The 12508-nt window shown below is 65.8% G+C and carries 9 protein-coding genes; 2 read left to right on the plus strand and 7 right to left on the minus strand.

All coding sequences use genetic code 11. The features are described from left to right. Nucleotides 1-29: 29 nt before the first annotated feature. Nucleotides 30-3368, minus strand: coding sequence for a maltose alpha-D-glucosyltransferase (gene treS, locus FRC98_RS15835; RefSeq protein WP_230467680.1), 3339 nt, complete (start codon nucleotides 3366-3368; stop codon nucleotides 30-32). A gap of 176 nt (nucleotides 3369-3544) precedes the next feature. Between treS and FRC98_RS15840 the strand changes: the two genes are divergently transcribed. After that, entirely contained in the window at nucleotides 3545-3907 is a 363-nt protein-coding gene (locus tag FRC98_RS15840) for a DUF1634 domain-containing protein (RefSeq protein ID WP_146982414.1), read from the plus strand. Next, entirely contained in the window at nucleotides 3907-4746 is an 840-nt protein-coding gene (locus FRC98_RS15845; protein ID WP_146982415.1) for a sulfite exporter TauE/SafE family protein, read from the plus strand. Before FRC98_RS15840 ends, FRC98_RS15845 begins: the two co-directional genes overlap by 1 nt. A gap of 43 nt (nucleotides 4747-4789) precedes the next feature. Here FRC98_RS15845 and FRC98_RS15850 read toward each other — a convergent pair whose 3' ends face one another. The 6 genes from FRC98_RS15850 to FRC98_RS15880 all read right to left on the minus strand — a co-directional run bounded on the left by FRC98_RS15850 (nucleotide 4790) and on the right by FRC98_RS15880 (nucleotide 12417). Then, nucleotides 4790-6688 (minus strand): pyridoxal phosphate-dependent decarboxylase family protein, encoded by a 1899-nt coding sequence (locus FRC98_RS15850; RefSeq protein ID WP_146982416.1) that lies wholly within the window; start codon nucleotides 6686-6688, stop codon nucleotides 4790-4792. Next, nucleotides 6685-7953: a hypothetical protein gene (locus FRC98_RS15855; RefSeq protein WP_146982417.1), complete on the minus strand. Its 1269-nt coding sequence runs from the start codon at nucleotides 7951-7953 to the stop codon at nucleotides 6685-6687. Before FRC98_RS15855 ends, FRC98_RS15850 begins: the two co-directional genes overlap by 4 nt. A 1511-nt stretch (nucleotides 7954-9464) precedes the next feature. Further along, on the minus strand, nucleotides 9465-10022 hold the full coding sequence (locus FRC98_RS15865) for a glutathione peroxidase (RefSeq protein WP_146982418.1): 558 nt from the start codon (nucleotides 10020-10022) through the stop codon (nucleotides 9465-9467). A gap of 369 nt (nucleotides 10023-10391) precedes the next feature. After that, nucleotides 10392-10997, minus strand: a complete 606-nt coding sequence (locus FRC98_RS15870; RefSeq protein ID WP_146982419.1) for a TlpA family protein disulfide reductase — start codon at nucleotides 10995-10997, stop codon at nucleotides 10392-10394. After that, complete coding sequence (locus FRC98_RS15875) at nucleotides 10990-11937, minus strand: hypothetical protein (protein ID WP_146982420.1); 948 nt, start codon at nucleotides 11935-11937, stop codon at nucleotides 10990-10992. Before FRC98_RS15875 ends, FRC98_RS15870 begins: the two co-directional genes overlap by 8 nt. Before the next feature lie 24 nt (nucleotides 11938-11961). Next, nucleotides 11962-12417: a FixH family protein gene (locus FRC98_RS15880; RefSeq protein WP_146982421.1), complete on the minus strand. Its 456-nt coding sequence runs from the start codon at nucleotides 12415-12417 to the stop codon at nucleotides 11962-11964. Nucleotides 12418-12508: the final 91 nt, after the last annotated feature.

Consider the following 12508-nt stretch of genomic DNA (forward strand, 5'->3'; position numbering starts at 1 on the left):
CGGTAGGGTCGCCGGCGAGGTCTGCACGATCAGCGCACCATCAGCTGGGTGGTCACCGCGATCAGCGAAAGTTCAATGGATTCGCCGCGCTCCAGGTCGTGCTCGAGCTGGCGCAGGGCTTTTTGCAGACGCATCACGTCGAGGAGCTCAGCGATGCCCTCGGGGGTGTTGGGCAGAAAGCCGGCCTCGGTGGCCGGTGGAAGGTAGCCGCTTAAGAAGGCGTGCGCGCAGAGGGCGTACCAGCGCTGCGCCGCCTTGAAGATGTTGAGCGCTTCGGGGCACTCGCCAGGCTCGACATCGCGGGGGCAGTCGGCGCGGCAGGTGCGCTGCCAGGCGAGCATGCTGGCGTGGTGAAAGGAGCGCAGCATGGTGGCCACGTCGCGAAGCGGCGTGCGTTTGATGCGCCGCTCCCCGATGGGAAGCCAGGGGTGACCCTCCAGATCGATGATCACAAAATCATCGACAGTGCGCAGCACCTCCTCCAGGTGGAAGTCGCCGTGGATGCGAATGCGCAGCCCGCCCAGGCCGCGGCCGACCATAGTCTTGAAGCGCGCGAGGATCTCGGGCTCCTGGTCGAGCACAAGGCGCGCCATCGCGTGATGCGACTCCAGGGTGCTGAGCCGTCGGCGCAGAAGACGCATGGTGCGCAGCGTCAGAGTGCGCATGGAGTGGTAGCGGGTGCGCTCATACGAGGTTGAAAAGAGCGTGGGCTCAAAGGGCGTCTCGGGAAGTCCGCTGGCCAGAGCGGTGTGCAGCTCGGCGGCGCGTCGGCCAAGCTGGCGGGCCTCGTTGAGGAACTCGCGATCTTCGCGGCTCAGCTCAAAGTCGTCCGGGTCCATCTGAATGAGCACCCGGGCGCTCACGCCGTCGAGCAGCTCGGTGGGCTCAACCGGGTCGGGGCGGCGGTGCTGGAGGTGGTCGGTGGCGTGGTCGAGAAACCAGGTCAGACCGTCGGCGCGATGGGGCACGAAGCGGTGTACGGTGGCCAGTGTCGTCGGTTCCCAGCGGCCGCGGTGGTAGTCGAGGTGGCCGGTGAGCGGGGCGACGCCGGGGAAGTCGCGCTCGAGCAAAAACTGGCCGACCTCCACATCGACGGAGCGCCCCGACTCCAGGCGACGGAAGAGTTTGAAGACGAGATCTTCGCCAAAGACCACCGAGGTGTGGGTGTGGTTGACCTCCAGAACACGGATGGGGAGCGCGCTGAGGTGCTCCGGGGTGAGGTCCTGAAAGTGCTCGACCCAGTGGCCCTTGAAACTTCCCTCCGTCCCTTTGAGCGCCCAGCTTTTGCGGATGTAGCCCAACAGAGCGCTCACAAACCCGGGGTTGACCGAGGCATCAAAGAGCTCGCCGGGCTCACCCGTGCGCTCCAGGCGCAGCTGGGTGATGATGGCGTGGGGAGATTGCTCGCGGATGCGGTCGGCGCGCCGATCGGTGGAGAAGCCGATGGGCAGCATGTAGATCTCGTTTTCGCCATCGAGAAAGGTCGCTTCCAGCAGGCAGATCAGCGTAAGACCTTCTTCCCATCGCATGCGGATGCGCTCCTGAATCTCCAGCGATTCGAGGCGGCGGGCGCGGGGGTTAAACCAGGGCTGGCGGTGCAAGAACTCGGTGAGACGGCGCAAAAAAGGTGCGCGCATGCGCCCCTCGAAGATCGCCGACCAGTCGTCGCGCACCTCCAGGGGACCGCGCGGGGCGGGGGGCTCCATCAGGTGCGCCTCATCCAGAGGGCGTTTGGAGAGGTTGAACCAGTAAAAAGCGTAGGGGGCCAGGGAGAGGGCGTAGCGCTGCGCACGCTCCGGGTGGGTCGGAGGAAATTGCGTGCGGCCCCATAATTCAATAGGCCAGCGCTCGGCCGCATCGCTCAAGTCCAGATGCACGTGCTGGGCGGCGTGCGAGAGGTTGAGCACCAGCAGCGCGTCATCGTCCTCGGTGGTCCGCCGCATCGCCAATACCCGGTGGTTGGTGCAGGGCACCATCGTCAGATCCCCGCTCTTGAGCGCCGGGCTGTTCTGCCGAATGCTGATCAGGCGTTTGATCCAGCGTAAGAGCGAGGCCGGGGCGTTCTCCTGGGTCTCCACGTTGGTGCTCATATAGTGGTAGGTGGGATCGGTGATCACCGGCAGAAAGAGGCTCTGGGGGTTGGCGCGCGAGAAGCCTGCGTTGCGGTCGGCGCTCCATTGCATCGGGGTGCGCACGCCGTTGCGGTCGCCCAGGTGGTAGTTGTCGCCCATGCCGATCTCATCGCCGTAGTAGAGGATCGGCGTGCCGGGAAGGGAGAGCAAAAGGGCGTAGAGCAGGCGAATTTTGCGCCCGTCGCCGCGCAAAATCGGCGCGAGCCGGCGGCGGATGCCCAGGTTGACGCGCATGCGCAGCTCCGGGGCGAAGGCCCGGTACATAAAGTCGCGCTCCTCATCGGTGACCATCTCCAGGGTGAGCTCATCGTGGTTGCGCAAAAAGAGCGCCCACTGGCAGCCCTCGGGAAGCTCCGGGGTCTGATCGAGGATGTCGACGATGGGCTGACGATCTTCCATCTCCACCGCCATAAAGAGCCGGGGCATCAGCGGGAAATGAAAGGCCATATGGCATTCGTCGCCCTGGCCAAAGAAGGCCACGGCGTCTTCGGGCCAGAGGTTGGCCTCGGCCAGGAGCATGCGATCTTCGTAGCGCTCATCGACATGCGCGCGCAGGTCGCGCAAAAAGGCGTGGGTCTCGGGCAGGCCTTCGCAGGTTGTGCCCTCGCGCTCATAGAGGTAGGTGATGGCGTCCAGGCGTAGCCCGTCGATGCCCATCTTCATCCAGAAGTCGACGATCTCGAAGACGGCCTTTCGCACCTGGGGGTTGTCGAAGTTTAAGTCGGGCTGGTGGTCGTAGAAGCGATGCCAGAAGTACTGGCCGGCTACCGGATCGTAGGTCCAGTTGGAGTGTTTGACGTCGCTGAAGATGATGCGCGCCTCGCGGTAGCGATCCGGGGTGTCGCTCCAGACGTAGAAGTCGCGCTCCACCGAGCCGCGCGGTGCTCGCCGCGCTCGCTGGAACCAGGGGTGCTGGTCGGAGGTGTGGTTGAGCACAAGCTCGGTGATGACCTTTAAGCCGCGGCGGTGGGCTTCGCGCAGGAATGTTTGGAAGTCGCGCAACGTCCCGTAGTCCGGGTGCACCTCGGTGTAGCCGGCGATGTCGTAGCCATCGTCTTTGAGCGGCGAGGGGTAGAATGGGAGGAGCCACAGGGCGGTGACGCCGAGCTCTTCGAGGTAGTCGAGGCGCTGGGTCAGCCCGCGCAGATCGCCGATGCCGTCGCCGTCGCTATCAAAGAACGAGCGCACATGAACTTCGTAGATGATGGCGTCTTGATACCATGGCGTTTTCGGCATGGCGTTGTTCCCCCCGCAGGTGATCTTAATCATAGGTGACCGAGGTCGTGCTGATTGTAGACACGACCAGCCCCGGGGGGAGTCGGCGGCGTTGACGTCGTTGAACTTCCCCTCCCAGGTTGCCGCAGGTCGGGCAGGGCACGGGCCTTGCCCATCTCAAAGCAAAAGGAAAGACCATGGCAGTGAGTGTGGCGAGCCGTGACGATTCACTGGTCGTCGGCGTGCTCTACAGATGGCTGAGCCTGTTGGGCATGGCGATGGCGCTGTCGGGCGTGGCGCTGGAGTTTCTGCTCACCGGCGTGATTCGCAGCGGGCTGTGGGCCCCATCGGAGTTGTGGGGCGGGGTGCGCAGCCTGGACGTCTCGGTGCTCACGACAATGGGCGTGTGGCTTTTGATCGCCGGGCCTTCGGTGGGGCTTGTGATCCTGGCCTGGCGCGCGCTGGGCTCCCGGCGCTGGATGCAGGGGATGCTCGCGGTGCTGGTGCTGGTGATCGTGGTGCTCTCGGTGCCGCTGAAGATGTCGCTGAAGGGGGCGTGATGGGTTTGATGATCATCGTGGCGATCTTTGTGACGGGGTTTCTGGCAGGCGGGCTGGGCTCGATGGTGGGGCTGGGCGGGGGCGTCTTCATCGTGCCGGTGCTCTCGCTGGTGCTGGGCGTGGATTTGAAGGCGGCGATCGCGGCCAGCGCCATCTGTGTGGTGCTCAACTCGCTCAACGGCAGCGCGGAGTACCTGCGCCGGGGCATGGTGCATATTAAGCTCGCGCTGCTTTTGCAGGTGTCCACGGCGATGGCGGCGATCCTGGGCGGCATCATCGTGGTGTATTCGCCGGTGCAGACCCTCAAGCTGGTTTTTGCCGGGACGCTGGCGCTGGTGATCGCAGCCCTGGTCGGTGCGCCGCGCGGCGCGGAGGTGGTGGCGCCCGGGGGGCACGACCCCTTTGGCATGGCCACCGAGTTTGACGATCCGACCACCTCAAAACCCTTAGGCTATGTGCCTCAACGCATGAAACGCGGCGTGACGCTGAGCGCGCTTGCGGGCTTAAGCTCCGGGATGCTCGGGATTGGCGGGGGGGCGGTGCAGGTGCCGATGATGAGCGCGATGATGCGCGTGCCCCTGCGCGCGGCCGCTGCCACCAGCACCTTTATGGTGGGCACGACGGCGTCAGTGAGCGCCTTGATCCTGGCGATGGCCGGCGTGGTCGACATCGCCGTGACCGTCCCGGCGATGGCCGGCGTGATGATCGGCTCGAACCTCGGCGCACGGCTGGGCGCAAAGGTCTCAGCCGGAGCGCTGCGTCAGGTGCTGATCTTCACGCTCGCCATTCTCACCGTGGCGATGGCCGCCGATGGGCTGGGCTGGGTGTCGCTGCGCTGATTTTTGCGTTTATGAAAGACGCCGATGCGCCTTTCAACGCGTTTTATTCATCAAGTGAATCGAGGGCGTTGAGGGCCTCGCTGAGCGCCTGTGCAAAGGCCCGGGAGAGGTCGAGTTTCATCTCGCGGGAGTCGATAAAGGGGTTCATCACGCTCAAACGCAGCACGGTAAGGTGGGTGGCGTCGGCGTCGAGCTCGACCCCCCAGTCGGCCAGGAGCGGATGCAGCAGAGCACCGTAGGCCTCAAGACCCAGCGAGGTTTTGGAGACAAAAAAATCGCCCTGACCCTGGGGCCCGAAACGCGTGTAGAGCGCCTCGCTGCGCGCGTTGATCGTGCTCAGAGATTCGCCCGGGGCGCCCACGCAGAAGCCCAGCAGGTTGGAGGAGGCCGGCAGAAGGCGCACAGGATGCGCCAGCTCGCGCAGGGTGGCCTCCAGGCGCTTGCGAGCCTCCAAGGTGCGGCGAAGGATGCGGCCGTAACCCTGGGTGTTGAGGCCAATGGTGCGGGCTGTGAGCCAGGTGGCTACGGCGCCGGCTGCGGAGCGCGATCCTTCAAGCGTCTGCGGGCCGGGGTCGCGGGCTTCTTCATCAAAGACCAGGTAGGGCGCGTCGATGCGGTGGGCCAGGTACTCGCGGGCCTGACGCGCGACGAAGGCCCCCGAGGCATAAGGCACGTAGCCGAGTTTGTGGGGGTCGAGGGTCACGGAGTTGACCCGGCCAATGGCTTCGAGCGCGCGGCAGACCGGCTCGCTCAGCGCGCAGCCGGCCTCCTCTGAGCACACGCTGGCGGCGAAGAAGCCCCCGTAGGCCGCGTCGACGTGGTGCCAGATGTGGTGACCCAGCGCGGCGGCGCGGCGGTCGAGTAGATCCTGCACCTCATCAATCGGATCGAAGGCGCCAAGCTCGGTGGTGCCCGCCACCGAGACGACCATCAGCACCGGGCGGCCAGCCGCGGCGGCCTCGTCGAGGCGTTTCTCAAGGTGCTCGACGCAGAGGGTGCCCGCGGCGCTTAAGCGCACCGGCCAGAGCGCCTCTTTGCCAAGCCCCAGGAGCTCCACGCCTTTGACCCACGAGTAGTGTTTGTGCTCGCCAACCAGCAGCACCGGGCCGCGGTAGGGCTGCTCAAAATGCTGCGCCAGAAGATCGGCCAGGGCAAAGGGGTTCATGGCCTGGAGGTCGCCCGAGAGCGGGTCGTTTTCGGCGTTTGAGGCATCGGATGGCGCGTCGGAGCGCAGCGCGTCGTAGCGGGCCCAGCCCAGGTGCGCGGCCTCCACCAGGCTGAGCGCCGGGAGGGGGCCGCGGGCGCGGGCCTGCGCGCCGCGGGCGATAAAGCGCAGCATGCGGCTTCGGGCGCGGGTCATCGCCTCAAAGTTTGCGATGGTCCCGCCGCTCGTAAAATGCCCGCGTGGCGAGGCTTTGCCCTGATTATTCTGGCTGGTTTGATCACCCTGATTGAAAAACCCGAGCATGGTCGCCAGCGCCTCAATCGCCTCCGCCTCCAGCTTCACCCCCACCCGCGACGACTCGCCGGAGATATTGTTGGGGTTATGCAAAAGCGTGAGCACGTGGCCGATCATCGCCGGCATCGAGGTCTCTGAGAACATATGTCCGATGTAGCGGGGGCTGTACTTGGGGACTTCTGATTCGAAGCGGGCCAGCAGATCGAGAAGCTCGCGCTCAAAATGGCGGCGGCGCCCCTGAAACTCCGAGGACTGGCGGTCGTTTTGCGAGATGGCGCGGCCGTCGTCCGGGTAGACCTCGCGGCGCCAGCGCACGTAGCTCTCAAAGACCTGGTTGATGATCTGGCGCAGCCACTCGGCGTTCTCGGCCTGGGGCCCCAGAAAGAAGCTTTTGAGGGCGATATCACTCGGGGCGCAGTCGCTCTCCGAGAGCGTGTCGGGATGAAGGGGGGCGTCGGTGGGGGAGAGGGTATCGGCGCTCATTGCTGCCTCGGGGCCTGGGAGGGCGTTGGGGAGGGGGCGGTGCGAGGAAGGAGGGCCTGCAGGGTGGCAAGCGCGCTCAGGATAGTCGCGCCCAGCGCCCCCGCAAGGGCCGAGACGAGCACCCAGCGCCCGGAGAGGGCGGCGGGCCAGATGCCGGTCAGCGGCAAAAGGGTGCTCAAAAGAAGGGCTACGGCCAGCGTCCAGGTTGCCGGCGAGGGGCTGCGGGAGGGGCCGAACTGGCGGGCGGCGACGCTGATGAGGGTGAGCGTGACGGCGCCCGCAAACGCTGTATGTAAGAAGAAGAGGCGCAGCCCGGCCGTCTGCCCCCAGTGGGCGACCGGTGGGATCGCGATGCTGGCGAGCATCAGGGCGCTGGCCAGGAGAAATCCGAGCGCGACGCGGCGCCAGGCGCCAAGTACGCGCCAGAGCGGCAGGCTCAGCGCCACAAAGCCGGCCGCGCTCAGCGCCGCGCCCACATGCCCCAGAATGCGCAACGCTGGCCCGAGCTCGGCCGAGGGCATGCCCGCCAGAAAGAGCAGCGGCAGGCCTGCCAGGAGCATCCAGCGCGCCCGGGTCTCGGTGGGGGATGGGTGGCGAGCGATCTCGGCGCGAAGGAGCGCCAGCGCCCCGACGAGGAGCCAGCCGATGCCAAAAAGATCGACGAAGAAGTGCACGGCAAGCTGCTGGCTCAACGCGTCGCCGCTCTTTGTGATCATCTGCGCGGCCAGCGCCCAGGCGCCGACCGAGGAGATCACCATCGCTCCCACGGCGATCTTCAAGAGAGAGCGTGCGGGGTTGGGCGCGTGGGCATCCGGGGCGCGGCGAGCGGCGATGGCGACAAGGGCGGCGAAGGCGTACCAGACGAGCATCGCGACGCCGCTTAGGGCCGCGGCGATGGGGATGTTGGCGTCGCCGATGGCCGCCGAGCGGTAGCCGTAGAGCGCAAAAGCCGGGGTGCTTAGCGCGGCCAGCGCGAGCGCCGCCCACCCTGTGGCCAGGGTCGCGCGTAAGGGAAGCTTCAAGCCCAGCGCGGGGGCGCGGGCGGTGATGAGCGCGATGAGCGCGGGGGTCGCCCAGCCCATGAGCATCAGGTGGGAGTGGGCGTGGCGCAGGTCGCCGGCCTGCAGGCCGAAAAAATCGCCGCGGAGCATGCCGAAGCGGAAGAGGGCTCCCAGCGCCGCGGCCACGACGAAGCCCAGCGCGCTGGCCATAAAGAGGCGGCGCGGGGCGGCGAGGTTGGGGGAGTGGGTGGAGGTTCGGGTCATGGGAGCTCGGTGGGTGGAGAGGGCGGTGGTGCCGAGCGTGTGGTTTGCAATGGGTGTGCCGAGGGGCGGTCGGAGTGGGGAAGTGGCGGGTTGGCGTGTGGTGGGAGGTGCAGGAATTGCGTGTGGGGTGGGTGGGGTGCAGGATTTGCGTGTGGGTGGGGCTTGGGGGGTGTGCGGGTTGTGGTTAGGTGGTTGTGTGGTTGTGTGGTTGTGGGGCGTCGGGGTTCGCGGGGTTGGGAGGTTCGTAATGGGCGGTTGGGGGGCGCGGGTTGTGGTTAGGAGGTTGGGTGGTTGGGTGGTTGAGGGGCGCCGGGGTGCGCGGAGCTGGGAGATTTGTGAGGGCGTTGGGGGGGCGCGGGTTGTGGTTCGGTGGTTGGGTGGTTGTGGGGCGCCGGGGTTCGCGGAGTTGGGAGATTTGTGAGGGCGTGGGGGCGTGCGGGTTCGGTATCATCGTCGAAGCGAGATCGAGATCGCGTTCGAGATCGAGATCGCGTTCGAGATCGCGTTCGAGATCGAGATCGCGTTCGAGATCGAGCATTGTATGCCCCGAAACCCCCGAAAAAAACGACCGTGGGTCGCCTGAGAGATGACCGTGGGTCACCCGAAAGATGACCGTGGGTCATCTGAACGCCAGCAAGGGTGGGGAAAAACGCGACCGATGACTGGTGCGGATCTGACCGTGGGTCAGCTGAAAGATGACCGTGGGTCATCTGATCGCGAGCCACGGCGCGGGAAAAACGCGCCCGATGACTGCTGCGGATCTGACCGTGGGTCGCTGTCGACCTGACCGTGGGTCACCTGAGCAAAAACGACCGTGGGTCACCTGAGAGATGACCGTGGGTCGCTTTAAACGCCGTATTCGCGCGGGTTTTCGCCATCGATGGCGCAAAACCCGGTGAACGACTGAATGCCCGAAGCCCCAATCCTCATGCGCTTCGACGCCACACTTTTAAATTGAAAGAGACGCGGCGAAGGGCTCGGCGCGGGTGTTTGAATTGAAAGAGGAGTGTCGAAGTGCCCGACGGGGGATCCGCCGGCTGAAGGAGGTGTGTCGGAGCGAACGACGCGCGTGTTTTGAAATGAAAGAGGTGTGTCGGAGCGAACGACGCGCGTGTTTTGAAATGAAAGAGGTGTGTCGGAGCGAAGGACGGGCGTGTTTTGAAATGAAAGAGGTGTGTCGGAGCAAACGACGCGTGTGTTTCAAGTGCGGGAAGGCGTGTCGAGGCGAACGACACGTGTTCCGCCGGTGCAGGAAGGTGTGTAGAAGCGAAGGGCGCGCCTGTTTCAAGTGCGGGAGGGTGTGTCGGAGCGAAGGGCGCGCCTGTTTTAAGCGCGGGATGGCGCTCCGAGGCGGACGACGCGAGTGTTTCAAATGCGGGAAGGTGTTTGGGACCGGTCGAGACGTGAGGTCTGGCAGCGTGCCATGGATTTGACCGGTCCGGGGGGGCCGAAGCACCTGCAGGTCTGGCGTCAGGGCGGCGCGATCTGCAGGTGCTTCGGGCCGTCGCGACTTAGATCAACGACTCAATCGCCGCGATCACCTCCGGCGCGTCCGGCTGGACCGAGGGGGCGAAACGAAAGCGCACCTCTCCCTCCCGGTCGACCAGAAATTTCTCGAAATTCCAGCTGATGTTCTCGCCGCCGCCGGCCTCGCTCTTGATGAGGAACTGGTAGAGGGGGCTGCGCCCGCCGCCGTTGACCTCCTGCTTGGCGAGGAGCGGAAAATCCACGCCGTAGGTCACCGCACAAAAGCTCTCGATCTCTTCGGCCGAGCCGGGCTCCTGTCCCAGAAACTGGTTGCAGGGGGCGCCGACGATTTCAAAGCCCTGGTCGTGGAAGCGCTCTCGGATCTTCACCAGCGTCTCGTACTGAGGCGTGAGCCCGCAGCGGCTCGCCACGTTCACAAAGAGCACGACCTTGCCCTTGTAGGCGTCGGTGGGCAGGGGATCGCCGTGGAGGCCGACGAGATTGGCCTCTTCCAGCGAGGCCGGGCCGGGACCTTCGGGGGGCTTGCCAAATTTGACGCGGGTGACGGCGTCATTGGCTTTCTGGGCGAGTTTTTTCAACATCGGGGCTCCTTCATCCAGGTGGGGCGATGAGTTCAGTGGGGCGCTGCGCGCGAGGGTAGCATTGCGAGAGAAGAGATGTCGCGCGGGCTGTGGGGCTTTGGATGGAGGAGGCGGTGGGAGGGTTTCAAAATGTGGGAGAGGTGAGCGAGGGTCGTCGGAGGGGCGCGTAGAATGGGGGTGAGAGGTGACCGTGGGTCAGGTTTGGAGGTGACCGTGGGTCAGGTTTGGAGGTGACCCACGGTCGCGCGGAGGATGACCGTGGGTCAACTGAGCGCCGCGAAAATAAAGGCGGATCGGTGACCCACGGTCGTCTCAAACATGACCGTGGGTCACCTGAAGTGCGCCTCATTCTCGCAGGGAAGGCACGTGTCAGGGCCGCGGAATCGGGCAACCGGTGGGGCGGCGGTACGCGGGTTCGACCGCCTCGCTACGGCTCCAGGCGTCGACGGCGCGGGCCACGTAGGAGGTGATCGTGCCGCGGCGAATGTGGACGGGGCGGCCCTGGTAGACGACGCCCTCGGCGCTCAGAACGACGACCTCGGGGGTCATGCGGGCATTGAGGGCGATGGCCAGGCGCGCGCGATCGTCGCGGTAGATGGAAAAGGGCAGGCCGCGCTCGGTGGCGGCGTCGCGGGCCTCGGCGATGGATTCGTCGGCGTTGGCGTGAACGACGATGACCTCGATATCGGGAAACGCTTCGATCAGGGAAGCGATGGCGGGTTCGGCTTCCTTTGAGCAGTGGCTGTTGGCGGACCAGAACCAGTAGACGCGCAGTTTGTCCGGGGCCGGCGAGGCGATGACGTGGGTGTCGGGGCCCTCGCCGTAGATGCGTTGGAGGTCGGGGAGGTTTTGCAGCTCGGTTAAGTCAACATCGGGGCCGGCGTGGGCTGTTGTGCTGGTAATGGCGAGGGTGAGCAGGGCGCCGAGGAGCGCGGCGAAGATGCGCGTCGGGTGGGAAGATCGAACGTCAGTCATGGAAAACCCTCTTGAGCAAAAGACCTGCGCCGGGGCCGATCTGGCGGGCGTGGCCTGTGTGGTCGAAGGGAAGATCGAAGGTGGCGCGCAGCATCAGGTAGGTGTTTTCGCTGAGGTAGGCGCCGGCCTGAACGCTAAGTGAGGTGGCGCGCTCGAGCGTCTCGGGGATGGGGGAGCCGCCCTGGTAGGAGGCGCCGCCGTGGGAGATGTTGGCGCTTGCGGCCAGGTAGAGCGCCTCGTCCCAGAAGAGGGGCAGGGGGATGGGGCGGCCAAAGGAGAGGCGGCCGGTCCAGCGCAGGGATTTTGAGCCGGTGCCCGAGGCCGAAAAGGCTTTGTAGACGCCGACTTCGCTGGCGAGGAAGGCTTTGCCAAAGATCCATTCGGCCTGGGGGCCGGCGCCGACTTCCCAGAGGCCGGTGCCGCTGACGTCAGCGAGCAGGTGCGATTGACCGCGCGCGAGCGACTGCGCCGGGGAGCGGCCCGTGGGCAGGGTTGTGGTGGCGGCGATGGCCAGACCGGGGAGGCGCATGGACATGCCCGTGGCGACGAATTCGTAGCGGGCTTGCAGGGCCAGGTCGCCAAGCCCCGCGCCCCACTCGGCGTCGTCGAGGGTGCGGCGGTGGTTTTCAATGAGCGGCAGGGTGGCGCCGACCTGCCAGGATTCGCCCAGGCGCATCGCGCCAAAAAGCGTCTGGCGAAACTCCCGGGAGGGGTGTTCGAGGCGGCGGTAGTCGGGGCCGGCAAAGCGGCCGGTGTAGACGCGGGCGTCGAGGCTCAAGCCCAGCGCGGCGGTTTCACTGAGGCTTAAGCGCACAGGTCCCGCGGTTTGCGATGCGGCGCAGCAGGATTGGGCGCGGGCCTCTGCGGGCAGACACGCGACAAGGGTGAGGATGGCGATGGCGAGGGTCAGGGGCAGCGGTCTGAAGGTTTTGAGGGTCATAGGAGCTCCTTTTGCGACGCGGTGTTAGCCGTCGACGTCGACCTGCCAGACGATATGCGCGTCGAACTCGTCCCAGACGACGTTCAGGCGGAGCTCCCAGAGGCCGGGCATCGAAAACGCGGCGTTTTCCACGCGGTAGAGCCCCGCGCCCTCTTCGATGACGAGGGGCTCTTCGGCGCTGCCGTGGCCGTGGCCGGGCATGAAGAGCTCCAGCGTGACTTCGGCGCCTTCGAGCGGTTCGCCCTCGACCTGCAGCTCCAGGCTGAGGTCAAAGTCGCCCGTGGTTGGCGGGCTGGGAGCGAGCAGCGCGTCGACCTGCAGAGCGTAGTCGCCGTTATAACTCAGGGTGAGGGGGGCCACCTCTTCGGTCGGGGCTTCGTCGACCGGGCCGCAGGCGCTGAGCAGCAGCACGCTGAAGAGCGCCGGGAGCAGGGGGAGGGTGAAGACGCTGGCGAGGGGGGACGAGGTGGGGATGGTCATGGGAGCTCCTTAAGGTTTGAGGGCAGCGAGCTTTCATGATCCGGGAGTAGTTCCGGTTCTTTTCGCCGACATGATCCAGATCATAGGAGGC

The sequence above is a fragment of the Lujinxingia vulgaris genome (genome assembly GCF_007997015.1).
GTDB lineage: Bacteria > Myxococcota_A > Bradymonadia > Bradymonadales > Bradymonadaceae > Lujinxingia > Lujinxingia vulgaris.